The sequence below is a fragment of the Stenotrophomonas sp. YJH_SMC_20 genome (assembly GCF_059367845.1).
Window position 1 is genome coordinate 181,645 of sequence record NZ_JCAFRG010000007.1, and the last position, 26,661, is coordinate 208,305.

General features: G+C 66.5%; 20 protein-coding genes, 1 pseudogene and 1 riboswitch. Of the genes and pseudogenes, 11 read left to right on the plus strand and 10 right to left on the minus strand.

What is annotated here, in order from left to right:
• Positions 1-5: 5 nt before the first annotated feature.
• Positions 6-98: pseudogene (locus AC5P6A_RS13840) on the plus strand (alpha/beta fold hydrolase); the annotation flags it as partial.
• Between the two features lie 8 nt (positions 99-106).
• On the opposite strand, the gene AC5P6A_RS13845 reads toward AC5P6A_RS13840, so the two are convergent.
• Positions 107-580, minus strand: coding sequence for a hypothetical protein (locus AC5P6A_RS13845; RefSeq protein ID WP_164144778.1), 474 nt, complete (start codon positions 578-580; stop codon positions 107-109).
• A gap of 22 nt (positions 581-602) precedes the next feature.
• On the minus strand, positions 603-2,693 hold the full coding sequence (locus AC5P6A_RS13850; protein WP_180877967.1) for a catalase: 2,091 nt from the start codon (positions 2,691-2,693) through the stop codon (positions 603-605).
• A gap of 114 nt (positions 2,694-2,807) precedes the next feature.
• On the opposite strand from AC5P6A_RS13850, the gene AC5P6A_RS13855 reads away from it, so the two are divergent.
• The 3 genes from AC5P6A_RS13855 to AC5P6A_RS13865 all read left to right on the plus strand — a co-directional run bounded on the left by AC5P6A_RS13855 (position 2,808) and on the right by AC5P6A_RS13865 (position 5,533).
• Complete coding sequence (locus AC5P6A_RS13855; protein WP_021204412.1) at positions 2,808-3,530, plus strand: helix-turn-helix transcriptional regulator; 723 nt, start codon at positions 2,808-2,810, stop codon at positions 3,528-3,530.
• Between the two features lie 82 nt (positions 3,531-3,612).
• Positions 3,613-4,980, plus strand: coding sequence for an amino acid permease (locus AC5P6A_RS13860; RefSeq protein WP_005410628.1), 1,368 nt, complete (start codon positions 3,613-3,615; stop codon positions 4,978-4,980).
• Between the two features lie 142 nt (positions 4,981-5,122).
• Positions 5,123-5,533, plus strand: coding sequence for a VOC family protein (locus tag AC5P6A_RS13865; RefSeq protein WP_058980986.1), 411 nt, complete (start codon positions 5,123-5,125; stop codon positions 5,531-5,533).
• A gap of 83 nt (positions 5,534-5,616) precedes the next feature.
• Here the strand turns inward: AC5P6A_RS13865 and gcvP are convergent, their stop codons facing one another.
• Entirely contained in the window at positions 5,617-8,484 is a 2,868-nt protein-coding gene (gcvP, locus tag AC5P6A_RS13870; protein ID WP_021204410.1) for an aminomethyl-transferring glycine dehydrogenase, read from the minus strand.
• Positions 8,485-8,546: 62 nt separating this feature from the next.
• A riboswitch (glycine riboswitch) is annotated at positions 8,547-8,649 on the minus strand.
• 299 nt (positions 8,650-8,948) lie between these two features.
• Here gcvP and AC5P6A_RS13875 point away from each other — a divergent pair.
• The 3 genes from AC5P6A_RS13875 (at position 8,949) to AC5P6A_RS13885 (ending at position 11,688) form a co-directional block, all read left to right on the plus strand.
• Entirely contained in the window at positions 8,949-10,175 is a 1,227-nt protein-coding gene (locus AC5P6A_RS13875) for a multidrug effflux MFS transporter (protein ID WP_134732050.1), read from the plus strand.
• Between the two features lie 141 nt (positions 10,176-10,316).
• A complete protein-coding gene (locus AC5P6A_RS13880; protein ID WP_019660027.1) occupies positions 10,317-11,213 on the plus strand; it encodes a siderophore-interacting protein in 897 nt (298 codons plus the stop codon).
• An 82-nt stretch (positions 11,214-11,295) separates the two neighbouring features.
• The gene (locus tag AC5P6A_RS13885; protein ID WP_180877968.1) at positions 11,296-11,688 is read left to right on the plus strand and encodes a hypothetical protein; all 393 of its coding nucleotides are present in this window, start codon (positions 11,296-11,298) and stop codon (positions 11,686-11,688) included.
• Between the two features lie 197 nt (positions 11,689-11,885).
• Here AC5P6A_RS13885 and AC5P6A_RS13890 read toward each other — a convergent pair whose 3' ends face one another.
• From AC5P6A_RS13890 to AC5P6A_RS13905, 4 genes are all read right to left on the minus strand, one after another.
• A complete protein-coding gene (locus AC5P6A_RS13890; protein WP_180877969.1) occupies positions 11,886-13,850 on the minus strand; it encodes a M2 family metallopeptidase in 1,965 nt (654 codons plus the stop codon).
• Between the two features lie 579 nt (positions 13,851-14,429).
• Complete coding sequence (locus tag AC5P6A_RS13895; protein WP_180877970.1) at positions 14,430-16,079, minus strand: phosphoethanolamine transferase; 1,650 nt, start codon at positions 16,077-16,079, stop codon at positions 14,430-14,432.
• Positions 16,076-16,840, minus strand: a complete 765-nt coding sequence (locus AC5P6A_RS13900; RefSeq protein WP_155029943.1) for a phosphatase PAP2 family protein — start codon at positions 16,838-16,840, stop codon at positions 16,076-16,078. The genes AC5P6A_RS13895 and AC5P6A_RS13900 overlap by 4 nt, the downstream gene beginning before the upstream one ends.
• A 112-nt stretch (positions 16,841-16,952) precedes the next feature.
• A complete protein-coding gene (locus AC5P6A_RS13905; RefSeq protein WP_194445554.1) occupies positions 16,953-18,683 on the minus strand; it encodes an ArnT family glycosyltransferase in 1,731 nt (576 codons plus the stop codon).
• Between the two features lie 104 nt (positions 18,684-18,787).
• Here AC5P6A_RS13905 and AC5P6A_RS13910 point away from each other — a divergent pair, with 104 nt between their 5' ends.
• The 3 genes from AC5P6A_RS13910 to AC5P6A_RS13920 all read left to right on the plus strand — a co-directional run bounded on the left by AC5P6A_RS13910 (position 18,788) and on the right by AC5P6A_RS13920 (position 22,144).
• Positions 18,788-19,501, plus strand: a complete 714-nt coding sequence (locus tag AC5P6A_RS13910; RefSeq protein ID WP_171952937.1) for a response regulator transcription factor — start codon at positions 18,788-18,790, stop codon at positions 19,499-19,501.
• Complete coding sequence (locus tag AC5P6A_RS13915; protein ID WP_019662180.1) at positions 19,488-20,774, plus strand: sensor histidine kinase; 1,287 nt, start codon at positions 19,488-19,490, stop codon at positions 20,772-20,774. Before AC5P6A_RS13910 ends, AC5P6A_RS13915 begins: the two co-directional genes overlap by 14 nt.
• Positions 20,775-20,893: 119 nt before the next feature.
• Positions 20,894-22,144 (plus strand): DUF819 family protein, encoded by a 1,251-nt coding sequence (locus tag AC5P6A_RS13920; RefSeq protein ID WP_180877971.1) that lies wholly within the window; start codon positions 20,894-20,896, stop codon positions 22,142-22,144.
• A gap of 420 nt (positions 22,145-22,564) precedes the next feature.
• Here AC5P6A_RS13920 and AC5P6A_RS13925 read toward each other — a convergent pair whose 3' ends face one another.
• Both AC5P6A_RS13925 and AC5P6A_RS13930 read right to left on the minus strand, forming a co-directional pair.
• Complete coding sequence (locus tag AC5P6A_RS13925; protein ID WP_005410613.1) at positions 22,565-22,789, minus strand: YbdD/YjiX family protein; 225 nt, start codon at positions 22,787-22,789, stop codon at positions 22,565-22,567.
• Positions 22,789-24,870: a carbon starvation CstA family protein gene (locus AC5P6A_RS13930; protein ID WP_019662178.1), complete on the minus strand. Its 2,082-nt coding sequence runs from the start codon at positions 24,868-24,870 to the stop codon at positions 22,789-22,791. The genes AC5P6A_RS13925 and AC5P6A_RS13930 overlap by 1 nt, the downstream gene beginning before the upstream one ends.
• 215 nt (positions 24,871-25,085) lie before the next feature.
• Here AC5P6A_RS13930 and AC5P6A_RS13935 point away from each other — a divergent pair, with 215 nt between their 5' ends.
• Complete coding sequence (locus tag AC5P6A_RS13935; protein WP_227844698.1) at positions 25,086-25,937, plus strand: pirin family protein; 852 nt, start codon at positions 25,086-25,088, stop codon at positions 25,935-25,937.
• A gap of 119 nt (positions 25,938-26,056) precedes the next feature.
• Here AC5P6A_RS13935 and AC5P6A_RS13940 read toward each other — a convergent pair whose 3' ends face one another.
• Complete coding sequence (locus tag AC5P6A_RS13940; RefSeq protein ID WP_019662176.1) at positions 26,057-26,515, minus strand: hypothetical protein; 459 nt, start codon at positions 26,513-26,515, stop codon at positions 26,057-26,059.
• Positions 26,516-26,661 lie beyond the last annotated feature (146 nt).

Consider the following 26,661-nt stretch of genomic DNA (forward strand, 5'->3'; position numbering starts at 1 on the left):
GCCGTATTTCGCTGGAAGGGCCCCATCTACTGCTGCAGGCCCGTGCTGATGCTGACGCAGCCGAAGTTGCGGCATGGATGAGGACGCTCCCCTTCTGACCGAAGCATCAGCCGCGCGCACGCGTACGCGCAGCTTTCTTCGCCGCCACTTTGCGCACGGACTTCTTCGCGGCCCGCGTCTTGGCTGCCTTCTTCGCGGCGGCGCTCCGCGAGGCGGCCGTACTCCCCTTCTTTGCCGCAGCCTTCTTCGCTGTCTTCTTTGCGGCCTTCTTTGTCGCGGTCGTGCGAGCCGGTGCCTTCTTTGCCACCGCCTTCTTTGCCACCGCTTTCTTCGCCGGCGCCTTCTTCGCTGCCGTCTTCCTGGTTGTCGACGTCTTGGCGGTCTTCTTGCGGGTCGCCTTCTTTGTAGTTTTGCGTGCACTGCCGCTACGCTTGCCGCCGCCGTCCTGCTTGTTCACGGTGGCCCAGGCAATGCGCTCGGCGGTGCCTTCACTCGCGCCGCGATCACGTTCGCTTTCCTCGATGTGCTCGGCCTGGCGCTTCTGCTTTTCGGTATATGCGGATTTGTCACCACGGGGCATGACTATTCTCCTGTCGTTGTGGTCAGGCCAGCAGGCGCAGCTTGGGCTCACGCGCCCACTGGCGGGTGGCGGCCGCCGCCAGGAATGCCTTGGCGTCTTCCGCTTCGACGATGCCGGCATCGTTGCCGACCCGCGCCGCCTTCAGCAGCGCTTGGCCTCCCGCGTCGCTGGCGATGGCCTTCAGGTGTGCCCACGCCTGGCTGACGAACTCCAGCGCGGCGCTCTCTTTCGACAATGCCTTTGATGCCTCTACGCTCAGCACCACGGCCACCGCATCGAACACAGCCGATGGCGTGCCTGCCAGTTGCCCATCCGCCGCCTGCATCGCGCCATCGCTCAGCGTGGCGCCACCGACTTTGGGCGCGACCAGCTTCACGTCTGCACCTGCTTTCCTGGCTGCCTTGCTCAGGCTGGCAATGATGCGGGCGTCGGAGCCTTCGTCGAATAGAATGCCGATGCAGCGACCCTGCAGGGTAGGCTTGTTGCGTCCGATCACACGCACCTCGGGAGCGGGAGGCATGTCCCGCGCCGGGGTGGCGGTGGGTGCCGGGTCGGGCAGGGCGGGCAAGGCCAGACCATCGGCCACGCGCCGCGCCAGTGAGTCATCGATGTTGCGCAGGTGGCTGACGGTACGTACCCGCACCTTCAGCGTTTCCACCTTGGACAACTCGAACACCAGCGCCGATGCCAGGTGCGCCTGCTCCGGCGTTTCAAGGCTGCGGAAGAACATGCGGGCCTGGCTGTAGTGGTCGGCGAAACTCTCCGCGCGGGCACGGCCCTTGCGGCCATCGTCGGCGCTGGCGTGGCTGCGGAAACCCGCAGGCGTCTCACGCGGTGAGTCCTCCTGCAGCGAACTGGGATCGTAGGCCACCCGGCCCTTGGGCACCTGCATCTGCATGTGGCCATCGCGCTGATGATTGGCGAATGGGCACTTCGGGGCATTCACCGGGATCTGGTGGAAATTCGGGCCGCCAAGGCGCAGCAGTTGGGTGTCCAGGTAGGAGAACAGGCGGCCCTGCAGCAGTGGGTCGTTGCTGAAGTCGATGCCCGGCGGCACGTTGGCCGGGCAGAACGCCACCTGTTCGGTCTCGGCGAAGAAGTTGTCGGGCCAACGGTCCAGCACCATGCGCCCGATCACCTGCAACGGCACCAGCGATTCGGGAATGATCTTGGTCGGGTCCAGGTGATCGAACGGGAATGCGTCGGCTTCTTCTTCGGTGAACAACTGCACCGCCAGCTCCCATTCGGGAAAGTCGCCGCGCTGGATGGCCTCGAACAGGTCGCGGCGATGGAAGTCATTGTCGGCTGACTGCAGCTTCAGCGCTTCGTCCCAGACCGTTGACTGGATGCCCAGCTTTGGCCGCCAATGGAATTTGACGAAGGTCGACTCGCCTGCCTCGTTCAGCAGGCGGAAACTGTGCACGCCGAAGCCTTCGATCATGCGCAGCGAGCGCGGAATGGCACGGTCGCTCATTGCCCACATGATCATGTGCATCGACTCGGGCATCAGCGAAATGAAGTCCCAGAAGGTGTCGTGGGCCGAGGCGGCTTGCGGGAAGGCACGGTCCGGTTCCATCTTCACTGCGTGCACCAGGTCCGGGAATTTCATGGCGTCCTGGATGAAGAACACCGGAATGTTGTTGCCGACCAGGTCCCAGTTGCCCTCCCTGGTATAGAACTTGACCGCGAAGCCGCGCACGTCGCGCGGGGTATCCACCGAGCCTGCGCCACCGGCCACGGTCGAGAAACGGGTGAATACGGGTGTCTTCACCCCTACCTCGGTCAGGATGCGCGCGCGGGTATGGGCGGCCAGTGACCGGGTCAACTCGAAGTAGCCATGTGCCGCGCTGCCACGTGCGTGCACGATGCGCTCGGGAATGCGTTCGTGATCGAAGTGGGTGATCTTCTCGCGGAGGATGAAGTCTTCCAGCAGCGTGGGCCCCCGAGGCCCCTGTCGCAGGGAGTTCTGGTTGTCTGCCACCGGGATGCCCTGATCGGTGGTCATCACCGGATGGCTGCCCCCGGCCTGCTGGTGGAGCTCATCGCCATTGCCCCGTGGGTGGCTTTCGGGCGGGGTGGTTGCGCGCTTGCCGGTCGGCTTGCTGGCGGCCATGGAGGGTGGCTCCGGATCGTCAAAGGGAACCACGACACTGGAACCGAGCCCGTTAAACCCCGGTCCGGCAAAGGTGAACGTACGGGCAAAAGCGGGCTCGGGTATGCTTGCCGCATGCGAGTCGAGCCCGCCGACATCGAAGCCTTGTTCGACGCCATCCCGGACGTGCTGTTCTTCATCAAGGACCGCCAGGGGCGGTACACCCACGTCAACCAGACCATGCTGCGACGGCTGGGCCTGCGTGCGCGCAAGGACGTCATCGGGCGGACCGCGGCCGAGATCTACCCGACCGGCCTCAGCGCGGACTATGTCGACCAGGATGCCCGCGTGCTGTCCGGCGAGGTGATCGAGAACCTGATGGAGCTGCACCTGTTCGCCAACCGCGAACCGGGCTGGTGCCTGACCTGCAAGCGCCCGCTGCTGGTCGATGGCGCCATCGAGGGCCTGATCGGCATTTCCCGCGACCTGGGCCAGAAGGACAGCCTCGGCACCCAGTACGAGCAGCTGCGGCTGGCGCTGGCCCACCTCAACGCGCACTACGCCGAGAACGTGCGCATGCAGACCCTGCTGGACATCACCGGCTTCTCGCTGTCCAAGCTGGAGCGCAGCTTCCGCAAGGTGTTCCAGATGACCCCGCAGCAGGTGCTGACCCGGCTGCGGATCCAGATGGCTATGCACCTGCTGCACGGTGACGAGAGCATCGCCAGCATCGGCCAGGCCTGCGGTTTCAGCGACCAGAGCGCCTTTACCCGCAAGTTCAAGGCTGAAACCGGTTTCTCGCCGCGTGCCTACCGCGCCCGTATTGGTGGCAGTGTCGGAGAGCCGGCACTGGCCTGAGCCGCCTGCTGCGTTGTGCCTATCCCCGCGGGCATGGGACAGGGTAAGGTGTCGCCCCTGTAGCCCGCCGCCAGCCCTGCCGATGCCCAACTCGATTCCGACCGCTTCGCCGTCCCGCCTCGGACATTCGCTCAAGCCCCGCCAGCTGATCATGATGGGCCTGGGCAGCGCCATCGGCGCCGGGCTGTTCCTCGGCTCGGGCGTGGGTGTGCAGGCGGCCGGTCCGGCGGTCCTGGTGTCGTATCTGGTCGCCGGCGCGCTGGTGATCATCGTGATGAACGCTCTGGGCGAAATGGCGGCGGCCAAACCGACCAGCGGCGCGTTCTCGGTCTATGCCGCCGATGCCATGGGCGCCACCGCCGGTGCCACCGTCGGCTGGTTGTGGTGGGTGCAGCTGGTGATCGTGATCGCCGCCGAGGCGGTGGGAGCGGCCGGTCTGCTGGCCACGGTCTGGCCAGCAGTACCTGTACCGATGGCGGCGCTGGCCTTCATGCTGTTCTTCACCGCCATCAACCTGCTGGGGGTGAAGAACTTCGGCGAGTTCGAATTCTGGTTCGCCATCCTGAAAGTGGCGGCGATCCTGGCGTTCATTGCCATCGGTGTGGCGCTGCTGATGGGTTGGCTCCCGCAGGTGACCTCGCCTGGGCTGAGCAACTTCACCGAGCATGGTGGTTTTGCGCCGAAGGGCCTGGCCGGGATCGGCGCGGCGTTGCTGGTGGTGGTGTTTGCCTTCGGCGGCACCGAGATCGTGGCCGTTGCGGCGGCGGAGACCGAAGATCCGGAGCGCAGCATCGCCCGTGCCATCCGCACCGTGGCGTGGCGCATCCTGGTGTTCTACATCGGCTCGCTGAGCGTGATCATCGCCGTGGTGCCGTGGACCAGCGAGGCGCTGAAGTCGCCCTTCGCCGCGGTGCTGGACATTGCCCGTATTCCGGGTGCCGGCACCGCCATCACCCTGATCGCTGTGATCGCGCTGCTGTCGGCGCTCAATGCCAACCTCTACGGCGCCTCGCGCATGATGTATTCGCTGGCGCAGCGACGTGAAGCCCCGGCCGTGCTGGGCTGGACCGATCCGCGCCAGGTGCCGGTCATCGCCGTGCTGGCCAGCGTCCTGTTCGGTTTCGCCGCCACGGTGATGGAACTGCTGTTCCCGGACCGGGTGCTGCCGGTGCTGCTGAACATCGTCGGTTCGACCTGCCTGCTGGTGTGGACGCTGTCGCTGGTCTCACAACTGGTGTTGCGCCGCCGCGCGGATCGCCTGGGTACCCGGCTGCCGTTCCGCATGGCGGGCTTCCCGTGGCTGACCTGCTGCGCGCTGGCGATCCTGGCGCTGATCTTCGGCCTGCTGCTGAGCGAGTCGCACACCCGCCTGCAGTTCCTGTCGATGGTGGCGCTGACCGCCACGATCGCCGCCGGCAGCGCCATCGCGCGGCGCATGCGCGAGGCGTGATTCTGTAGAGCCGACCCTACGGTCGAGGCTGCTGTTTGCGCGATCGCCAGCCGAGCATGGGCTCGGCTCTACAACAGGCACACACTCCGCGTGGCACTGTGCGCAGGTGGGCCGCCAGCGGCCCGTCGACCGGGAGTACCGCATGCTGCGCAGTCGCCCCTTCCTGATGTTCACCGGCCAGGCCGAGGCCGCCCTGGCCCTGTACGCCGAGGCCTTCGCCGATTTCCGCCTGCTGGCAATGCAGCGCCATCCGGACGGCGCCGGTGCCGGCGTGCCCGGGCAGGTCCGACAGGCCATCTTCCTGCTCGGTGGCACCCACTACCTGTGCTTTGACAGCCTGGACGTGCACGATTTCACCTTCAGCCCGTCGATCTCGCTGTTCGTCGAGTGCTCCGGCGCCGAGCAGTTCGAGCGCGCCGCGCGCGTGCTGGGCGAGGGCGGCCATTGGTTGATGCCGGTGGGCGAGTACGATTTCAGCAACCGCTACGGCTGGGTGCAGGACCGCTTCGGGGTGTCGTGGCAGTTGAGCCTGGGGCAGATGCCGGATCCGTGATCGGTTCAGCCGCTGCGCTCGCCGGGCATGGCCCGGCGCTACCGTAAACGAAAACGGCCCGCTTGCGCGGGCCGTTCCGTCAATCACGCTTCGACTTCATCGTCCTTGTAGGCATCGACCGGGATGCAGGCGCACATCACGTTCTTGTCGCCGTACACGTTGTCGACGCGTGCCACCGGCGGCCAGTACTTGCTCTGCTTCAGGCTGGCCAGCGGGAAGGCAGCCAGTTCGCGCGGGTAGGCGTGGGTCCACTCGCTGGCGGTCACTGCGGTGGCAGTGTGCGGCGCGTTCTTCAGCGGGTTGTCCTCGCGGTCCAGGCGGCCGTCTTCGATCGCGCTGATTTCCTCTCGGATCTGGATCATGGCGTTGATGAAGCGGTCCAGCTCGTGCAGCGACTCACTCTCGGTCGGCTCGACCATCAGCGTGCCGGCCACCGGGAAGCTCAGGGTCGGGGCGTGGAAGCCGAAGTCGATCAGGCGCTTGGCCACATCCTCGGCGCCGATGCCGCTGGTCTTCTCCAGCGGGCGCACGTCGAGGATGCACTCATGCGCCACCAGGCCGTTGCGGCCGGTGTACAGCGTCTTGAAGTGCGGCGCCAGGCGCTTGGCGATGTAGTTGGCGTTGAGCTGCGCGACCTGGGTGGCCTTGCGCAGGCCTTCGCGGCCCATCATCGCGATGTACATCCAGCTGATCGGCAGGATCGAGGCGCTGCCGAAGCTGGCCGCGCTGACCATGCCGACCGGACCGTTGTCACCCAGCTTGCCCGGCAGGAACGGCGCCAGGTGCTCCTTGACCGCGCACGGGCCGACGCCCGGGCCGCCACCGCCGTGCGGAATGCAGAAGGTCTTGTGCAGGTTAAGGTGCGAAACGTCCGAACCCCACTTGCCCGGCTTGGCCACGCCGACCAGGGCGTTCATGTTGGCGCCGTCGGTGTACACCTGGCCGCCGTGCTTGTGGATGATCTCGCAGATCTCGACCACCTCTTCCTCGAACACGCCGTGCGTGGACGGGTAGGTCATCATGATCGCGGCCAGGCGGTCGCTGTACTTCTCGGCGTTGAGGCGGATGTCCTCGACGTCGACGTTGCCGTTGGCATCGGTCTTGGTCACCACCACCTTCATGCCGCACATCTGCGCCGAGGCCGGGTTGGTGCCGTGCGCCGAGTCCGGGATCAGGCAGATGTCGCGGTGGCCTTCGCCGCGCGAGCGGTGGTAGGCACGGATCGCCAACAGGCCGGCGTACTCGCCCTGCGCGCCGGAGTTCGGCTGCAGGCTGACCGCGTCGTAGCCGGTGCATTCGACCAGCATCGCTTCCAGCGTGTCGATCAGTTCCTTGTAGCCCAGCGCCTGGTCGGCCGGCACCAGCGGGTGGATCTGCGAGAACTCCGGCCAGGTCACCGGGATCATCTCGGCGGTGGCGTTGAGCTTCATGGTGCACGAGCCCAGCGGGATCATCGTGCGGTCCATCGCCAGGTCCTTGTCGGCCAGCGAACGCAGGTAGCGCAGCAGTTCGTGCTCGCTGTGGTGGGTGTTGAACACCGGATGGGTCAGGAACGCAGACTGGCGCAGCAGGCCGGCCGGCAGCGCGTCGGCGGTGCTTGCGTCCAGCGCATCGATGTCGGCCTGCGCGCCGAACACGGCGGCCAGCGCGACCACGTCGGCGCGGGTGGCGGTCTCGTCCAGGCTGATGCCGACCGAGTCGCTGTCGATCGCGCGCAGGTTGTAACCGGCGGCGCGTGCCTTGGCATGGATCTCATCGGCGTGCACGCCGGTGACGTGCAGGGTGTCGAAGAAGTCGCCACCGACCTGTACGCCGGCGTTGCGCAGTGCCGCAGCCAGGATGGCGGCCAGGCGGTGGGTGCGGCGGGCGATGCGGGTCAGGCCTTCCGGGCCATGGTAGACCGCATACATCGAGGCCATCACTGCCAGCAGCACCTGTGCGGTACAGATGTTGGAGGTGGCCTTCTCGCGGCGGATGTGCTGCTCACGGGTCTGCAGGGTCAGTCGGTATGCCGGGTTGCCCTGGGCATCGACCGAAACGCCGATCAGGCGGCCCGGCATCGAGCGCTTGTAGGCGTCACGGCAGGCCATGAAGGCGGCGTGCGGGCCACCGAAGCCGAACGGCACGCCGAAACGCTGGCTGTTGCCGACCACGATGTCCGCGCCCCATTCGCCCGGGGCAGCCAGCAGGGTCAGGGCCAGCAGGTCGGTGGCCACGGCCACCAGGCCGCCGCGTGCGTGCACGGCATCGACCAGCGCCTTGTAGTCACCGACCTGGCCGAAGGTGTCCGGGTACTGCAGCAGCAGGCCGAAGGCTTCTGCTTCCAGTGCCTCGGCCGGGGTGCCGACGCGCAGCACGATGCCCATGGGCTCGGCGCGGGTGCGCAGCAGTTCCAGGGTCTGCGGGTGCACGGCATCGTGCACGAAGAAGGTGTCCGACTTCGACTTGGCCGAACGCTTGGCCAGGGTCATCGCTTCGGCGGCGGCAGTGGCTTCGTCCAGCAGCGAGGCGTTGGCGATCTCCATACCGGTCAGGTCGGCGCACAGGGTCTGGAAGTTGATCAGCGCTTCCATGCGGCCCTGCGAGATTTCCGCCTGGTACGGGGTGTAGGCGGTGTACCAGGCCGGGTTTTCCAGGATGTTGCGCAGGATCACGTTCGGCGTGTGGGTACCGTAGTAGCCCTGGCCGATGAAGCTGCGCAGCACGGTGTTCTTGTCGGCGATCGCACGGATCTTCGCCAGTGCCTGCACTTCGGTCATCGACTCCGGCAGCGCCAGCGGCGCCGGCGACTTGATCTTGGCCGGCACGATGGCATCGGTCATCGCATCCAGCGACGCGTGGCCGACGACGTCGAGCATCTGCGCGATCTCGGCATCGTTGGGGCCGATGTGGCGCTCGACGAACGCATTGTGGTGCTCGAGCTCACGCAGGGAAGGGGTGTTCTGGGACATGGCGAAGGATCCGTCAGGAAAGGGCACACGCACGGGCACAAGCCGCCGGTCGGCGGTCTGCGGGGCGCCCCTCTGTCCTTTTGCCTGAGAGTTTGGAAGCGCGGAAAACCGCGGCTTCGTGCCCCTTCGGCGCCGGATCGAACCGGTCTCTCCAGAGTTCTGTTACGGGTGGTATCGGGCCTGAGCGATTACGGGCGTTGCGCCTTCGGCAGCGGTGTTCCGCTTCTCCCACCGTGTTGCCCGCCGATTATAGCCCGTTGCGGGCCCGCTGGCCGCGCCCCGGCGCGGGCCCGCGGCTGAATGGCCGATGGCCCGGCCGTGCGTTTTGTGCACCGCTGCATGGCATCGGGCGCAATCCCCACCTATGATGGGCGGATACCCGAATTCATCTGGCGCCGTCCCCGTTGCAGCGGGACCGGCGCCCGCCGTGCGTGCCGCGCATGGCCCTGCCGGACGCTTCCTTCATGACCGCCGCCGTTGCTCCCTCCACCCGCCGCATGGCCCTGCTGCTTGCCGGCCTGGCCATGTTCGGCCCGTTCTCGATCGATACCATCTTCCCCGCGTTCCCGCAGCTGGCGCAGCGCCTGTCGGTGGACGAGGTGGCGGTGCAGCAGACCATCAGCGTGTACCTGCTGTTCTATGGCCTGATGAGCCTGGCGCATGGCCCGCTGTCCGATGCGTGGGGGCGCAAGCGGGTGATCCTCGGTGGCCTGGTGGTGTTCGTCGGCGCCTCGGTCGGCTGTGCGCTGTCCACCGATCTGGCCACGCTGCTGGCGTTCCGCGCGCTGCAGGGCCTGTCGGCGGGTGTCGGCATGATCGTCGGCCGCGCGGTGATCCGCGATCTCTACCATGGCCACGACGCGCAGCGCCTGATGAGCCAGGTGTCGATGCTGTTCGGCATCGCCCCGGCCATCGCGCCGATCATCGGTGGCTGGATCCTGCTCAGTGGCGCCGGCTGGCCGCTGATTTTCTGGTTCCTGGTGGTGTTCGCGCTGGTCCTGCTGGCAGCCACTGCACGCTACCTGCCGGAGACCCATCCGGTCGAAGCGCGCGTGCCGTTGTCGCCGCACGCGTTGATGCGCGATTACGTGCGCATCGGTTTCAACCCGCGCTTCCTGCGCCTGGCGCTGGCCGGCAGCATCGGCTTCGGTGGCATCTTCCTGTACATCTCGTCGGCGCCGGTGTTCGTGATGCAGCACCTGCACCTGGGCGAGGGCGGTTTCGCCTGGTTGTTCATCCCCACCATCGGCGGCATGACCACCGGCTCGTTCCTGTCCGGGCGCATGGCCGGGCACACCACGCCCACCCGCCAGGTCGCCATCGGTTTCAGCCTGTGCGCGCTGTCGGCGCTGCTGAATGTCGGCTACGTGGCGCTGTCGCCGCAGTTCGTGTTGCCGTGGGCAGTGCTGCCGATCTTCCTGGGCGGCATGGGCATGGCGCTGATCTTCCCCATCCTGGCGCTGGCGGTGCTGGACATGTATCCGCACCAGCGCGGCCTGGCCTCGTCGCTGCAGGCCTTCGTGCAGCTGATGATCAGCACCGTGGTGGCCGGCGTGGTGTCGCCGTTGCTCAGTGCCAGCCCGCTGCACCTGGCGCTGGGCCAGGCCGCGTTCTTTGGCGCCGGCTTCGTGTTCTGGTACTGGGAGCACCGGCTTGAGCGCGCGGCGCAGGCAGCCTGCACGGGCGATTGAGCAGCGCGCAGGGGTAGGGTACGCCGCGATGCCCGTAACGCTTGCGGCGAGGAACGACCGGACTAGGCTGGGGACTCCAGCCAGCCGGTGCGTGGATGCACGACAGCCAGCCGATCCGATGTCGTTGCATGAGGTTCCCCCATGGCTGCGCAGCAGACCTACCGCCTGTTCGAGGTGGCGCTGAAGGAGCGCCGCGTTCTTTCTCCTTCCCTGGACCGCATGGTATTCACCGGTGCCGACGTGGCGCGGATGAAGACCGAAGGCCCGGACCAGCGCATCAAGGTATTCTTCCCCTTGCCCGGCCAGGACGTGCCGCCGGTGCCCAGCGGCGAGGACTGGTACCCGCGCTACCGGGCGCTGCCGGACGACCAGCGTCCGCCCATGCGCACCTACACCATCCGCCACCTGCGCGCCGAGCAGGGCGAGGTCGACGTTGATTTCGTGCTGCATGGCGAGACCGGGCCGGCCTCGCGCTGGGCCATCCACGCGCGACCGGGCGACCGCGTAGTGCTGCTGGCCCCCGATGCCGACTGTGCCGACAGCAGCGAAGGCTGGGAATGGAAACCGCCGATGGGAGTCGGCCAGGTGCTGCTGGTGGCGGATGAAACCGCGCTGCCGGCGGTGGCCGGCATCCTCGAGGAACTGGCGGCCATGGTCGATCCGCCGCGCACGCTGGCGCTGCTGGAGGTGGCGCAGGCCGGTGATGCCGTGCACCTGAAGGCGCCCTCCAGCGCCGAGCTGGTCTGGCTGCCGCGCGGGCGGGCCGCCTACGGACAGCCGTTGCTGCAGGCGGTCCAGGCGCGGTTGGCAGCGGCCCCGGGCGCGGCTGCCGGCGATGCGCCGGATGAGATCGACGTCGATACGCAGATCCTCTGGGAGCAGGCCGATACCCGCGTGGCCGGGCCGCTGTATGCCTGGGTGGCAGGCGAGGCGGCGGCGGTAATGGCGATCCGTCGCCACCTGGTCCGCGACTGCGGGCTGGACCGCCGCGCGATCACCTTCATGGGCTACTGGCGGCACGGCAAGGTGCTGGACTGACCGTGCTGGATCGAGCACGCGTGAAGCAGCGCTGCGGGCGGGGTGCGTTATCCTTGCGCCCCCTTCGCAGCGGTACCGCACCATGTCCACCAGCTCCAAGACCCGCCGCGACCAGCGCCGTCGCCAGGAAAAGAAGGCCGCCAACAAGGCAGCCGCGCAGGCGTCGCCGGTGGAGCCGCATGCCGAACTGCGCGACGCGCAGCGCACCCTGCTGGCCGGTGTCGTTCGCCGCGATGGCGAATGGGTGCTGGGCATGGATGGCCGCATCGCCGGCCACAGCGAGAGCGCTGCGCAGGTGCTGGCGCTGATCATGCAGGCCGGTGAGCTGCACGAACGCAATGGCACGCCGGTGCGCCTGATGTACTCCGATGCACTTCGTGATGCCGCACAGGCCGAAGCAAAGGAGAAGGGCCAGACCTTCGAGGAGTTCAAGGCCGAGCTGGCCGCGGCGATGGCAGCGAAGAAGAACAGCTGATCCGCCGTGGGTAGCGCCGGGCCATGCCCGGCGAGCGCAGCGGTGCGATGAAGAGCCGCCGGGCATGAATCACTCTCACTGCTTGGCGAAAGGCTCCGCGCGCATGGCGATGCGTTCGCTGCAATGGCGCCCACCGGTCACGTGGGCGCGGCCCGGCGCTACATCAGGGGCGGATCCTCGCGGACCCGCCCCTTTTCTCATTTCGCCGCCGGGGCCGCGTTGGCCTGCCAGCCGCACATCTGGCCTTCGTTCTGCTGCTTCAGCCACTCGTTGACCGGTGTGAAGTACTCGATCATCGGGCCGGCATCGAGCTTGTCGGTGCCGGTCAGCTCCTTCAGCGTGGCCTGCCACGGCTGGCTGGCACCCTTGCTCAGCATCGCCCAGTACTTCTGACCGGCTTCCTTGTTGCCGTAGAAGGTGCACTCATGCAGCGGGCCCTTGTACCCCGAGGCGTCGCACAGGCCCTTGTAGAACTGGAACTGCAGGATGCGCGCCAGGAAGTAACGGGTGTACGGGGTGTTGCCCGGCACGTGATACTTCGCGCCCGGATCGAAGAATTCTTCGCCACGGCTGCTGGCCGGGGCCACGCCCTGGTACTTGGCCTTCAGGTCCCACCATGCCTTGTTGTAGTTGTCGGCGGTGATCGAGCCATCGAACACGCCCCAGCGCCAGCGGTCGATCATCAGCCCGAATGGCAGGAACGACACGCCCGACAGCGCCATGCGCATCTGGTTGTTGATGACCGCCTCGCGGCTTTCGGTCGGCGCGTCGACCAGGCCGATCGAGCTGAGGTACTTGGGCGTCATCGCCAGCACGATGGTGTCGCCGATCGCTTCATGGAAGCCGTCGTTGGCACCGCCCTGGAACAGCGGCGGCAGCGGGTTGTAGGCCAGGTCGTAATAGATGTGGCCCAGCTCGTGGTAGATGGTGGTGAAATTCTCTTCGTTCGGCTTGATGCACATCTTTGTGCGCACGTCGCCTTCCATGTTCATGTCCCAGGCGCTGGCGTGGCAGACCACGTCGCGGTCGTCAGGCTTGATGAACTGGGTTTTTTCCCAATACGACTGCGGCAGTGACGGCATGCCCAGCGACACGTAGAAGTCCTGCGCGCGCTCGGTCATCTGCTTGGCGGTGCGCAGTTCGGCTTCGCGCTGCGCCTTGTACTGGGCCGCCACACTGGCGTCCTTGCCGGCCTTGGCCAGCGCCGCGCTCAGGTTGGTCTGGTACTGCTTTTCCAGTGCAGCGGTGATGTCAAGGCTGCCGGCACCCGGGTATGGTTCCAGCTGGTCCCACAGGTTGGACCAGTCCTGCTGCCACATGTTGCCCAGCAGGTGCGCGGCGATCAGGCCATTGCCCACTTCGGCCTTGTCCTTGCCGTAGGTCTTGTCCAGCTTGGCGCGCGCATAGCAGTGCAGCTGTTCGTACATCGGCTTGACCTGTTCCCACAGGCGATCGGTTTCCGGGCCGATCTGCTCCGGCGGCATGTCATAGCCGCTGCGCCACATCTGGCCGGCATCGGTGAAGCCCATGCCCTTGGCGCCTTCGTTCACCAGGCCGACGAACTTCTGATAGTCGCCGCGCATGTTCTTGGTGGTGCTGTGCCAGCCCTGCCAGGCGTCGAGCTGCTTGTCGTAGTCGCGGCTGCGTGCCAGCACCTGCTCCAGCTCGCCCAGCTGCCGGCAGGAGTTCGGGTCGTTGGCATCAGTGCAGTACTTGCCGGCGCCATAGCTGCCTTCCATGCGCGTGGCGATCTGGGTCAGCTCGGCCAGTTTGGCCGGGTCGCGCGGCGCCGGCATCGAGGACATCAACTTCAGCAGGTGGATCGCGCGCTTGCTGTCCTCGCTCATCGGCTGGCCGTCGAACTTGGCTGCCTGTTCGATCCAGCTGTTGAGCTGGGTCAACGAGCGTTCGTTGGCTTTGGCTGCGATGCGTTCGGAATCACTGTTGATGTAGGTGGAGGACAGCCATTGCGCCGAGGTCATCTCCGGGTAGGCGGCCTTGAACTCGGCATTGATGCGGGCCACGAACTGGTCGGCGGTTTCGCCGGCCGGGGCGCTGCTGCTGGCGGTATCGGTGCCTGGGGCAGCTTCCTTCTTGCAGGCGGCCAGGGCCAGCGTGGCGGCGGCGATTGCCGAGGCCAGCAGGAGATGACGGTGTTTCACGGGCGGTCCTTGGGTGGTGAACGACGGCCGAAGGCTAGTGGGCCGTCGCTGCCACCGCAAGTGGCGGAAGTCGGCCGGGCCGCGCCCGGCACCCGCAGAGGCTTTCAAGCAACGGCAAAGCCGAAGCAACAGCAACAGCGGACTATCCGTGGTTTGGCGGGGCGGGTCCGGTTGCGGGGGGCGCCGTAAATCCGTCCATGGAGGCTCGGTCGCGCCATCCATGGCGCTCACGCCCCCGCAACCGGACCCACCCCGCCTTCGACAGATTTCCGCGACCTGTCATTGATCCACGCCATGCGTGGATGCTTTTCGAATTCAATTCGACTATTCGATTCCGATGGAAATTCATCCACGCATGGCGTGGATCTACCAGATCGGGACAATCTGTCAGAGGTGGAGCGGTGTCGGAGTGCGGGGTGTCAGCCGCATGGATGCGGCTGCCAAGCCTACATGGACGTACTTGCGGCGTCCCCGCATTCCGACACCGCCCCGCCAAGCCACGAATCGCCTGCTTCTGCTGTTGCCGTTGCTTGTGCAGTGGCCTCGGCGGGTGCAGGGCGCAGCCCTGCCGACAAACCCTCAACTCTCGCAGTTGGCGAACACGTCGCGATCGCGCTCGTACAGCGCCGTCTTCACCTGCATCAGGCCCAGCACCGACGGGAACAGGTTGTCATGGTCGGTATATGCCGTCGAGCGCTTGCGCACGCATTGCAGGTCCAACCCGCGGCTGCTCGCGAAGCCCGGCGAGAACCACATCGTCATCGGTACCCGGGTCTGCTCGGCCGGGGCGATGGCGTAGGGCACGCCGTGCAGGAACAGGCCCTTCTCGCCCAGCGACTCGCCATGGTCGGACAGGTAGATCATCGCCGTGTCGTAGTCCTGCATGCCCTGCAGCGTGCCGATGGTCTTGCTCAGGAAGTGATCGGTGTACAGCACGGCATTGTCGTAGCTGTTGGTGATCTCTTCGCGCGAGCAGCGGCCGATGTCACGGGTGTCGCAGGTTGGCTTGAAGCGGGCAAAGGCGGCCGGATAACGCTCGAAGTACGCAGGGCCATGGTTGCCCAGCTGGTGCAGCACCACCACCCGGTCGCCGGGCCTGGCCCGCACCTGGGTGGCCAGGTCCTGCAGCAGGATCTCATCCATGCAGCGGCCATCGGCGCACAGGCCCGGCGTGGTGGCATCGGACAGCGACTGGAAGTCCAGGCCTTCGCACACGCCCTTGCAGCCGGACTGGTTGTCACGCCACAACGGTACGATGCCGGCGCGGTCCAGGACGTGCAGCAGCGACTGGTGCGCAAGGATCTTCTTTTCGTCGTAGTCGTGACGACCCCATGGCGAGAACAGGCACGGCAGCGAAACCTCGGTGCTGGTGCCGCACGAGTGCATGTCCGGGAAATTGATCACGCTGGCCTGCGCCAGTTCCGGGGTGGTGTTGCGGCCACCGTTGAGCCCCCAGTTCTGCGCACGCACGGTCTCGCCCATGACGATCACCAGCAGGCGCGGCTTGCTGGCCGGCGCGCGCGGGGTGGCCTTGGCATCGGTACCGATCGGCAGCTTCGGCGCGCGCTGCACCGGATTGTTGCCACGCAATGCACGCGGCATGCCCAACAGGACATTGGCCGGTGTCGCGAGATAGCGCACTTCACGCTGGTTGCGCATCAGTGCCGAGACATCCTGGAACGAGATCAGGGCACCGCCGATGGCGGTCACTGCGGCCACCGCCAGGAAGCCCAGCCGCCACAGCAGGCTGCGGCCCCAGCTGCGGCGGCGCAGCTGCACGCGCCACAGCACGATCATCGGCAGCACCGCAAGCAACAGCACCGGCCACAGCAGCGACACGGTCATCAGCTCGCGGCTTTCCTTGGGATCGGTCGCCAGCACGTTGCGCAACATGTCCGCATCCAGGTAGATGTGGTAACGGCTCATGTAGTGCGCGGCGAACGCGGTCACCAGCAGCAGCAGGCTGATCACCACCTTGGCATTCCAGCGCCAGACCAGGATGCCGAGCAGCACGCCGTGCGCACCCAGCAGCAACAGCAGCAGCGACAGCGCGTAGCGCAGGCTGCCCGGATGGCTGGCCATCGCGCTGTGCCAGAACAGGCCATTGCCGGCCACCGCGAAGAACAGGCTGGTCAGCGCGATCAGCGCTTCGGTGGACAGCTGCGGCCGCCAGTGGCGTAGACCCGCAAGGGCGGGGAGGCGGGCGGGCCGTTGGACCGATGCGCTCATGCGTTTGCCTCCTGGCGGTTGGCATGGTTCGGTTGACGGTGTGTCAGGACGCGCTTGACGATGAGATACAGGCCCAGCGAAAGCAACCAGCAGATCAATGCAGTGGCAACGTCATGCGAAAGGAAATGTGCACCGCGCAGCTGCTGGCTGATGCCGAACACCAGGCCGGCGCCGAGGCCGATCCACAACCCGGTCCAGCGCCACGACGGGCGCCATAGCAGGGCGAAATAGTACAGACACAGCCAGGCGTAGCCAGCACTGGCGTGACCGGCCGGGAAGCAGGCCTGCGCGGCCATGCCAGCGGGGCGCGCCGTGAAAAGCCCGATGAAAGGCTGGTGGCCACCGTAGCGCAGCAGGTCCCACGGGCATTCCATCGGCACCAGCGACTTCAGCAGGGAGATCGCGCCGGTGCCCAGTGCCATGGCAATCACGACATAAAGCAGCGCCCATTGCAGGGTGCGATCGCGACCCTTACGCCAGTGGTGGAAGCACAGCAGGATCACGACCAGCGCCGCCGCCGTGCTCAACCATTTGCCGGCCTTGTGCACGACGCTGCGGGTGATCCAGGCGTCCTGCAGCGCCCAGTGGCTGCCTTCAAGACGGAACAGGTGATCGGCCAGCCATTGATCACCGCCGAAGTCCATCAGCAGCGTAAACAATGGCAGACCGATTGCGACAGGCAGCCAGAGGTGAGTTACGGCAAATCGAGACGCCAGTGGTGTCGCAAGCGGCGCTACCGCATCAAGGGGACGGACGGGCATGCTGGGGGAGGGCGGTTTGGGAATCCGCAGTCATGCTCGTCACCTGCATGTCGGAGAAGGGTCGGACGCCCGTTCGCACCGGGTTAATGATTCCCCCGGCACGAGTCAACGTTCAGTCTTCTTCGGCGGTCGAGCCGGCCCGTTCGGCGTGGCATTTCGGGTCCCAGGCCGTACCGGGAAGCAGTTGCCAACGATTCCTGTTGGCCATGCCGATGTCGATCACTTTGGCCGGGTCCACGCAGGGACTCATTGCATCGTCCAGCACCAGCAGCCAGCGCTTGTCCGGCGCTTCGGCGAGCCAGGGGCCGGCATCGTGCCATTGCTCGGCCCAGGGCCGCTTGAAGCCGAACTCGCGCACCGCGCGGTCGGCCTGCAGCAGGTTCTGCTCGCGCCAGGCGACCAGCGCCAGCTCGGCGTCCGGCCCGATCCGTGCGCCGACCCGGCGCATCAGCGCCGACGCCGAAGCGTAGGGATCCAGCGCCGGAATCAACACCAGGCCGTAGAGCATCCACAGCATGCCGTGGGTCAGCAGCACCAGCGTTGCGGCGCGGCGCACCCGCAGCCACACGATCAGCGTGGCCAGGGCGATGGCGAAGGTCAGCAGGCCATCGCCCAGCACCGGCAGCAGCGTATCGGGCATTGCCCGGCGCTCAAGCTGCGCAAGGGCCCAAGGGTGCTCGGTCAACAGCATGACGCCGAGCACGCCGGTGGCCAGCATCAGCACCACGCTGTAGCCGAACAGGTAGCGGCGCACGCACAGCCGGCGCAGCAGGCCCGGCAGCAGTGGCGCCGCCGCCAGTGCCATTGCCGGCAGCATCGGCAGTACATACACCTCACGCTTGCCCGGGCTGGCGCTGAAGAACACCAGCACCAGAATGGCCCAGCCGAGCAGCAGCCACTGCCGGCGGTCGCCTCGGCGGAGGCGGCGCCACCAGGGTCTGAACAGCATCGGCAGCAACAGGCTGCCGGGCAGCCACAGGGTCAGGATCACCTGCAGGTAGTACCAGACCGGTTGGCGGTGGTGCCAGGCGTTGGCATAGCGGGTACCGGTCTGCTTGAACAACAGCTCATGCGCGTAGGCCTGCAGTTCGGCGCTGGGCGTGTGCAGCAGGGCCCAGCCCAGCGGCGCAAGCCACACCGACACGCCCAGCAGGAAGGCCGGGATCAGCCACAGCAGCGTTGCCGGGTGCGGACCATCCCCCCTGAGGCCGCGGCAACGCTGGTACAGCCACCAGCCGAACCATGGCAGCACCATCAACAGCGGCAGGAAACCCACACCCTTGGTCACTGTCCCCAGGCCGGCCGCGAAACCCGCCAGCCACAGTGCGGGCAGGTTGCGGCGCTCGCAGAGATGGCGCATCAGGCCCCACAGGGCCACCGTGGTCATGCCCACCAGCACCATGTCGATCTGCGCGCGCTTGGCCATCAGCCCGAACTGCAGGGTGCAGAACAGCGCCGCCAAGGCATACAGGGAATGCCGCGGTGACCACAGCCGGCGTGCCAGATCCGACACCAGCCACAGGCTGAGCAGGGCGCCCAGCAGCGACGGCAGCAGGAACGACCACTGCCAGCTGCCGACGATCTCGTAGGCCGCCGCCTGCAGCCACATGAAGACCGGCGGCTTCTCCGCATATAGCTCCACGCCCCGGTGCGGCAGCAGCCATTGCCCGCTTTCGACCATGGTCCGGGCCGCCAGCACGAAGCGCGGCTCGTCCGGCGGCTGCGGCTGCCGAAGGCCGATCCCCGCTGCCAGCGCAGCAACGATCAACAGCCACAACAGGGGCAGGCGCCAACGGCGGGGCAGGGCTACGGGCACGGCAGGCTCCGGGAGCAAAACGGCCATTCTGAGGTGGCAGGGGTGGGAAAAGCGTCAGAGCGGGGCCGGGGCGACCGCATTCCGACATGCGCGGCGCTACCATGGTACGAACTTCCGTGGGTGTTTCGTGCATGCGTCTGTTGGTGATCGAGGACAACCGCCAGCTGGTAGCCAACCTGTTCGACTATTTCGAGTCGCGCGGGCATGTGCTTGACGTGGCCCCGGATGGCATCACCGGCCTGCACCTGGCCGGCAGCCACCCTTACGACGCCGTGATCCTGGACTGGATGCTGCCGCGCATGGAGGGGCCGGAAGTGCTGCGCCGGCTGCGCGCCGAGCACGCGTCCGAGGTGCCGGTGATCATGTTGACCGCGCGTGATGAACTGCCGGACAAGATCGCCGGCTTCCGCGCCGGTGCCGACGACTACCTGACCAAGCCGTTCGCGCTGCCCGAGCTGGAGGTGCGGCTGGAAGCGCTGCTGCTGCGTGCGCAGGGCCGCAACCCGCGCAAGCGCCTGCAGGTGGGCGACCTGGTGCTGGATCTGGCGACGCTGGAGGCCCAGCGTGAGGGCCAGGTGCTGCACCTGTACCCGGCCTGCCGCAAACTGCTGGAAGTGCTGATGCGGGCCAGCCCGGGTGCGGTGACACGACAGCAGCTGGAGTTCGCCCTGTGGGGCGATGAGCCGCCGGATGGTGACCTGCTGCGCTCGCACGTCTACGAGTTGCGTCGCAGCGTCGACGGCCCGTTCGCCAAGAAACTGATCCACACGCTGCCGCGGGTGGGCTACCGGTTGGCGGTGAGTTCCACCAGCGATGCCGGCAAGGATGACGATGAAGGCGCGTAAGCCGGGCCCGTTGTACCGTCGGGTCGTGTGGTGGTTGCTGGGCTATCTGGCGCTGCTTTCACTGGCGGTGTTCAGCGTTGGCAACTATGTGCACGAGCATGCCGAGCACGCCGCCTGGCGCGCACTGCTCAACTCCGAACTGGACAGCATCGTCGAGCACGTCGAGCATGAGCCGCATTACCGCTGGCAGGATTCGGACACGCTCAGCCTGTATCGCTTCGATGCGGTCAACCTGCCCGACGCTCTGCGTACGTTGCATCCGGGACTGCATGACGGCGTAATGATCAAGGGCCGTGAGACGGCGGTGATGGTGCGCGAAACCGAGTCGATGGGCCGGGTCGCGCTGGTTCTGGACATTTCCGATTTTCATGACCTGGAACAGTTCGCCACGCGCTGGGTGATGCTGGCCGGGGTGATCATGATCTTCGTCACCGTACTGATGGCGTCGTTCGGCATGGAACGCATGGTGCGCCCGCTGAGCCTGCTGGCACAGCACATCGCCGCGTTGCGGCCGGGCGTGCAGGGCCAGCGCATCGAGGTCGATCCACGCGGCAGTTCCGAACTGCATACCATCGCCGATGCGCTGAACGATTACCTTGACCGCAATGAGCAGTTCGTCGAGCGTGAGCGGGTCTTCATCAGCACCGCCAGCCACGAACTGCGCACGCCGATCGCCGTGATGACCGGTGCCGCCGAACTGGCACTGGAGCAACCGGGCCTGCCCGAGCGCGCCCGCCAGCAGATGCAGCGGGTGTTGCGCACGGCGCAGAGCGTGGAGCAGTTGATCGAGCTGCTGCTGGTGCTGGCGCGCGATCCGGCGCGCCTGGCGGCGCGTGCCGAGCGCATCGCGCTGGACCAGCTGCTGCCGGAGATCGTTGACGACCATCGCCACCTCCTCGGCGACAAGGACCTGAGCATCGGTATCCAGGCCGCGCCGGTGGATATCGTCGCGCCGATGGCGGTGGTGCAGGCGGCGATCGGCAACCTGCTGCGCAATGCCATCGAGAACAGCGGTCGCGGCCATATCGAACTGCAGCTGAGTCCGTCGGCGGTGCTGACCCTGCAGGACCCCGGGCACGGCATGAGCCCGGAGGAGATCGCGGCGATCCATGCACGCATGGCCCGCGGCGGGCGTGCCGACCGTGGCAGCGGCATCGGCCTGGACCTGATCGCGCGGCTGTGTGAACACCTGGGCTGGACACTGCAGTTGCAGCCCTGCGAGCCGCGCGGGACACGCGTCACCCTGGACTTTGGCGCTTCGCGCCCCGCCTGATCAAGCGGCCGACCTGCTCCGCGCTGCGGCATGACCCGGCGTGAAGACAGTGTTAATCTGGAACTGCGCCGCTTTATGCGGCGCTTTTTTTTCCGTTTTTTCGATCGACAGAGGATCCCATGCCGACCGAACCCGCTACCGCCCTGATCAGCAACGATATCGTTGGACTGGGCCTGATCGCCGCCACCCTGGCCCTGATCTTCTGGGCTGCCAGTGGTCCGACCCCCTTGTTGAAGAAGATCTTCGCCTGGGTGCCGGCGCTGCTGCTGTGCTACTTCATTCCCGCCATCTACAACACCGCCGGTGTCATCGATGGCCACAACACCTCGCTGTACAACCCGGTCGCGCGTGACGTGCTGCTGCCGGCTGCACTGGTCCTGCTGACCCTGTCGATCGATCTGAAGGGCGTCATCAAGCTCGGCCCGAAGCTGTTGCTCGTGTTCTGTGCCGGTACCGCTGGCATCATGCTCGGCGCAATCGTCTCGTTCCAGCTGATGAAGCTGATCCACCCGGAAACCGTGGCCGGTGATACCTGGGCCGGCATGGCCGCGCTGGCCGGCAGCTGGATCGGTGGCGGCGCCAACATGGTGGCCATGCGCGAGGTGTTCGGCACCGACGCCACCACCTTCGGCCAGTTCGCCGTGGTCGACGTGGCCTGTGCCAGCCTGTGGATGGCGATCCTGCTGTTCCTGGCCAACCGCGCGCAGCAGATCGATACCCGCAACGGGGCCGACACCCGCGCCATCGACGAGATGAAGGCACGGATCAGCGCCTACGAGGCACAGAACGCGCGCATCCCCAGCATGACCGACCTGATGGTGATCGTCGGCGTGGCACTGGGTGGCGTCGGCCTGGCCCACGCCATCGCCGCGCCGCTGTCGGGCTGGTTCAAGGCCAATATCAGCTGGGCCAGCCAGTTCAGCCTGGACAGCCAGTTCGTGTGGGTGATCCTGCTGTCCACGGCGATGGGCCTGGGCCTGAGCTTCACCCGTGCGCGCCGGCTGGAAGCGGCAGGCGCTTCGCGGTTGGGCACGGTGTTCCTTTACTTCCTGATTGCCTGCATCGGCATGCAGATGAACCTGCTGTCGCTGCTGGATCGGCCTTGGCTGTTCCTGCTCGGCGCGATCTGGATGGCCACGCATGTGCTGGTGCTGTGGGTGATGGCCAAGCTGCTGCGCGCGCCGTTGTTCTTTTTCGCGATCGGTTCGCAGGGCAACATCGGGGCGGCCGCTTCGGCTCCCGTGGTGGCAGCAGCGTTCCACCCGACGCTGGCGTCGGTGGGCGTGCTGCTGGGTACGGTGGGCTATGCCACCGGCACCGGGCTGGCGTATGTCACCGGCCTGATCCTGAAGTGGATGGCCGGCGCCTGAGTCCTGAGCTGACGATCATGTTGCGTGTTCACGGCAATTGCCGTGGACACGCTTTCCCCGTGCAGAGCCGAGCCCACGCTCGGCTTTCTTTTTGCCTGCCACCGGATAGATCCACGTCATGCGTGGATGCACTTCATGGGTATCCATGAACAAAGAAAGGACAGATCCGTTTCCCCGCGGAAACGGATCTGCCCCCTGATGCTTCTTGCCGTCAACGGAAATCTGTCGAAGGTGGGGTGATGTCGGATGGCGGGGTGTCCGCGACATGGATGCTGCGGCCAAGCCCCAAGGACGGGTTTACGGCGTCCCCGCCATCCGACACCACCCCGCCAAATTCACGGAAAACCAGAGCCGACGCTTTCGCCGTTGCAGTTGCAGTTGCCTCTGCGGGCGCCGGGCTGCAAGCCCGGCACCCAACCCTCAACAGCAGCGGCCACCATTGCGCCCACCGTAGCGCGCTTCCTGGCGTTCGCGGAAGAACGTCTTGTAGTCCATTGGCTCCTGGTCCGGGTGCTTTTCCAGCATGTGCCGGACATAGTTGTCGTAATCGGGAATGCCACAGCACAGACGTGCGGTCTGCACCAGGCGCCGCCAGATGCGGCGGTGCGCCTGGTACTGGCCGGCGGGAACCAGTTGCGTGCTCATCACAGATCCACCATTTCGTGCGGCTTCAGTGCCACGTAAGGGGTCTCGCGGTCGCTGCGCTGCGGATTGCGGCGTGCCGCCAGGATGGTCTTGATCGAATACACCAGCACAGCGCCCACCACCAGCAGGAACAGCGCGGTCAGGCCGGTGTTGACGTAGGCGTTGACCACGATCTGCTTCATCTGGGCCACCGATTTGGCCGGTGCGGTGATGGTGTCGCTGGCAATGGCAGCCTGGAACTTGTGTGCCTGGGCCAGGAACCCCTGTGCCGGGTTGCTGTCGAAGATCTTGATGAAGCCGGCGTAGGTGGTGCAGATCAGCAGCCACACCGCCGGTACCGCGGTGACCCACGCATAGCGGTCACGCTTCATCTTGAACAGCACCACCGTGCCCAGCATCAGCGCGATGCCAGCCAGCATCTGGTTGGAGATGCCGAACAGCGGCCACAGCGTCTGGATGCCGCCGAACGGATCGACCACGCCGGTATAGAGCAGGTAGCCCCACAGTGCCACGCAACCCGCAGTGCCGATGATGTTGGCGGTCCACGATTCGGTCTTCTTCAGGGCCGGCACGAAATTGCCCAGCAGGTCCTGCAGCATGAAGCGTCCGGCGCGGGTGCCGGCGTCCACTGCGGTCAGGATGAACAGTGCTTCGAACAGGATCGCGAAGTGGTACCAGAACGCCATCATCGCGTCGCTGCCACTGGGAATCGCTTCGTGCAGGATCTGCGCGATGCCCACCGCCAGCGTTGGCGCACCACCGGCGCGATGCAGGATGGTCGGTTCACCGATCGCCGCCGCGGTCGCGGTCAGTTGTTCGGGCGTGATGGTGAAGCCCCAGGTGTTGGTGATGTAGTGCGCCGCCGAGGCCGCATCGGCACCGATCACGGCGGCCGGGCTGTTCATCGCGAAGTAGATGCCCGGGTCGATGATCGAGGCCGCCACCAGCGCCATCACCGCCACGAACGATTCCATCAGCATGCCGCCGTAGCCGATGTAGCGCATGTGCGCTTCATTGGCCAGCAGCTTCGGCGTGGTGCCGGACGAAATCAGCGCATGGAAGCCCGACACCGCACCGCAGGCGATGGTGATGAACAGGAACGGGAACATGCCGCCCTTCCACACCGGGCCATCACCGCTGGCGGCGAACTGGGTCAGCGCCGGCATCTTCAGTTCCGGCATCACGATCAGGATGCCGACGGCCAGCGCGATGATGGTACCGATCTTGAGGAAGGTCGACAGGTAGTCGCGCGGGGCCAGCAGCAGCCACACCGGCAGCACCGAGGCGACGAAGCCGTAGCCGATCAGCATCCAGGTGATCTGGGTGCCGGTGAAGGTGAACGCCGGGCCCCACACCGGATCGGCGGCGACCTTGCCGCCGTACCAGATTGCGGCCAGCAGCAGGATCAGGCCGACCACCGAGATCTCGCCGATCCTGCCAGGGCGGATATAGCGCATGTAGACGCCCATCAGGATCGCGATGGGCATCGTCGCGATCACTGTGAACATGCCCCACGGGCTTTCGGCCAGCGCCTTGACCACCACCATCGCCAGCACCGCCAGGATGATGATCATGATCAGGAACGCACCGAACAGGGCGATGGTGCCGGGTACCTGGCCCATCTCCTCGCGCACCAGGTCACCCAGCGAGCGGCCGTTGCGACGGCTGGACAGGAACAGGACCATGAAGTCCTGCACCGCGCCGGCCAGCACCACGCCCACCACCAGCCACAGCAGGCCGGGCAGGTAGCCCATCTGCGCGGCCAGCACCGGGCCGACCAACGGGCCGGCGCCGGCGATGGCGGCGAAATGATGGCCGAACAGCACGTGCTTGTTGGTCGGCACGTAGTCCAGGCCATCGTTGTTGATCACCGCCGGGGTGGCCCGGGTCGGATCCAGCTGCATCACCTTGTTGGCGATGAACAGGCTGTAGAAGCGGTAGGCGACCAGGTACAGCGAAACCGCGGCGACGACGATCCACAGCGCATTGATGTGCTCGCCGCGGCGCAGTGCCACGGTGCCCAGACAGAATGCGCCGAGCAGGGCGAGTACCGCCCAGCCCAGTTTGGAAAACCCTTTCATGAGGTGCTCTCTCCCGGAAAGACAGACAAAGAGTCCCGCGTGCCCTCGACAGGGTCAATTGGCACAGGACGAATCGGCGGTAGTACTTTGGTCGTACGTTTGTTGTGCTGACGTGCAGCGAACATCAGGGATGGAACAATCGGTTGCGGCGCCGTCCATTGGCGTGCGGCCGTGTGGCGTCCATCTTCAGTGGCATCCATCCAACAGGAGTCGCCATGAGCCTTCCCGAACCGGCCCGCGTGCTGCGGACCATCCGTGGCCTGCCCACCTCCGACGGTGCCGGCGTGCGCCTGACCCGCGTCATCGGTGGCCCCACGCTGCCCGACCTGGATCCGTTCCTGCTGCTCGATGAGTTCGGTACCGATCGTGCCGAGGACTACATCGCCGGGTTTCCGGAGCATCCGCACCGCGGCTTCGAAACCGTCACCTACATGCTCGACGGGCGCATGCGGCATCGTGACAACCACGGCAACGAAGGCCTGCTGACCCCGGGCAGCGTGCAGTGGATGACCGCTGGGCGTGGCCTGGTGCATTCGGAGATGCCCGAGCAGGAAAGCGGGCAGATGCGCGGCTTCCAGCTGTGGGTGAACCTGCCGGCAAAGGAGAAGATGACTGACCCGAAGTACCAGGAATTCGCGCCCGAGCGCATTCCCGTGGTGCACCCGGAGCCGGGCGTGGACGTGAAGGTGATTGCCGGCAGCGTGGATGGCACGCAGGGCCCGATCGTGCAGCCGGCCACCGATCCGCTGTACCTGGACATCACGCTGGCCCCGGATCGCGCCTGGACCTATGCGTTGCCGGAAGGGCACAATGCCTTTGCATACGTGTTCGAAGGTGGCGTGACCGTGGGGGAGCAGGACGCCGCGCGTGACGTGGCACGCCAGGAGCTGGCGGTGCTGGGCGGCGGTGAGCAGCTGCACCTTTCGGCCGGCAGCGAAGGCGCGCGGCTGATCCTGGTGGCCGGCCGTCCGCTGCGCGAACCGGTGATGCGCCACGGGCCGTTCGTGATGAACACACGGCAGGAACTGATGCAGGCCTTCGTCGATTTCCAGGAAGGCAAGTTCTGATGGATTGCGCCGGGCATGGCCCGTCGAAAGAAGCCGGCAACGCCGCCGGGCCACGCCCGGCGGACGTCCCGCGAGTCGGATCCTGCGGGGATGCTGCCAGGCAGTCATCCCCGTCACCTTCAGCGCCCCGCGGCCACGGCTGACGGGGTCAGGCTCATGCCCTGCGCCAACTGCTGCAGCGAGCCCAGCTCCTGGGCGCTGTCCGGGTACAGCGAAATCTGCGCGTAGCGCTTCTTGTCCAGCTTGACCACGCTGATGCGGCGCTCGGCATAGCCGGGCGGCTGCTGGCCACCGAGATCGGGCTGGTACCAGTAAAGCGGTTCACCGCCGAAGCTGCCTTTTTCCTGGCGCAGTGCCCGGTTCAACGGAATATCAGGGTCACGCGCGCTGAGCATCAGGCTCAGTACCTCGCGTCCATCCCCGGTGCTGGCGCGGCAGACCAGAAGGTCGGCCAACACCTGCTGCTGCCACTGCAGGCCACTGCTGGCCGGCAACGAAGGACATTCCGCGGGAGCCTGCGCGGCAGCCTGGGCCGCGGCGAACAGCAGGCTCGACAACACTACAGGCGCGAACTTCATGCATCCCCCAAGGTGGTCGGTCGTGTGGCTCCACCAGATGGACTGGCGGCCGTGGCATCCCATCCCCGGATGCCGCCCCGCCCGGCGTGTGCACGGACGGTCAACTCAACCTTAACGGAACGTGAGCGATCGCACAAATCGAAGTT

What these genes read in the sequence shown, in the direction of transcription:
- AC5P6A_RS13845 (WP_164144778.1), bottom strand. Translation starts at nt 580, where the DNA reads ATGCCCCGTGGTGACAAATCCGCATATACCGAAAAGCAGAAGCGCCAG.
- AC5P6A_RS13850 (WP_180877967.1), bottom strand. Translation starts at nt 2,693, where the DNA reads ATGGCCGCCAGCAAGCCGACCGGCAAGCGCGCAACCACCCCGCCCGAA.
- AC5P6A_RS13855 (WP_021204412.1), top strand. Translation starts at nt 2,808, where the DNA reads ATGCGAGTCGAGCCCGCCGACATCGAAGCCTTGTTCGACGCCATCCCG.
- AC5P6A_RS13860 (WP_005410628.1), top strand. Translation starts at nt 3,613, where the DNA reads ATGCCCAACTCGATTCCGACCGCTTCGCCGTCCCGCCTCGGACATTCG.
- AC5P6A_RS13865 (WP_058980986.1), top strand. Translation starts at nt 5,123, where the DNA reads ATGCTGCGCAGTCGCCCCTTCCTGATGTTCACCGGCCAGGCCGAGGCC.
- gcvP (WP_021204410.1), bottom strand. Translation starts at nt 8,484, where the DNA reads ATGTCCCAGAACACCCCTTCCCTGCGTGAGCTCGAGCACCACAATGCG.
- AC5P6A_RS13875 (WP_134732050.1), top strand. Translation starts at nt 8,949, where the DNA reads ATGACCGCCGCCGTTGCTCCCTCCACCCGCCGCATGGCCCTGCTGCTT.
- AC5P6A_RS13880 (WP_019660027.1), top strand. Translation starts at nt 10,317, where the DNA reads ATGGCTGCGCAGCAGACCTACCGCCTGTTCGAGGTGGCGCTGAAGGAG.
- AC5P6A_RS13885 (WP_180877968.1), top strand. Translation starts at nt 11,296, where the DNA reads ATGTCCACCAGCTCCAAGACCCGCCGCGACCAGCGCCGTCGCCAGGAA.
- AC5P6A_RS13895 (WP_180877970.1), bottom strand. Translation starts at nt 16,079, where the DNA reads ATGAGCGCATCGGTCCAACGGCCCGCCCGCCTCCCCGCCCTTGCGGGT.
- AC5P6A_RS13900 (WP_155029943.1), bottom strand. Translation starts at nt 16,840, where the DNA reads ATGCCCGTCCGTCCCCTTGATGCGGTAGCGCCGCTTGCGACACCACTG.
- AC5P6A_RS13905 (WP_194445554.1), bottom strand. Translation starts at nt 18,683, where the DNA reads ATGGCCGTTTTGCTCCCGGAGCCTGCCGTGCCCGTAGCCCTGCCCCGC.
- AC5P6A_RS13910 (WP_171952937.1), top strand. Translation starts at nt 18,788, where the DNA reads ATGCGTCTGTTGGTGATCGAGGACAACCGCCAGCTGGTAGCCAACCTG.
- AC5P6A_RS13915 (WP_019662180.1), top strand. Translation starts at nt 19,488, where the DNA reads ATGAAGGCGCGTAAGCCGGGCCCGTTGTACCGTCGGGTCGTGTGGTGG.
- AC5P6A_RS13920 (WP_180877971.1), top strand. Translation starts at nt 20,894, where the DNA reads ATGCCGACCGAACCCGCTACCGCCCTGATCAGCAACGATATCGTTGGA.
- AC5P6A_RS13925 (WP_005410613.1), bottom strand. Translation starts at nt 22,789, where the DNA reads ATGAGCACGCAACTGGTTCCCGCCGGCCAGTACCAGGCGCACCGCCGC.
- AC5P6A_RS13930 (WP_019662178.1), bottom strand. Translation starts at nt 24,870, where the DNA reads ATGAAAGGGTTTTCCAAACTGGGCTGGGCGGTACTCGCCCTGCTCGGC.
- AC5P6A_RS13935 (WP_227844698.1), top strand. Translation starts at nt 25,086, where the DNA reads ATGAGCCTTCCCGAACCGGCCCGCGTGCTGCGGACCATCCGTGGCCTG.
- AC5P6A_RS13940 (WP_019662176.1), bottom strand. Translation starts at nt 26,515, where the DNA reads ATGAAGTTCGCGCCTGTAGTGTTGTCGAGCCTGCTGTTCGCCGCGGCC.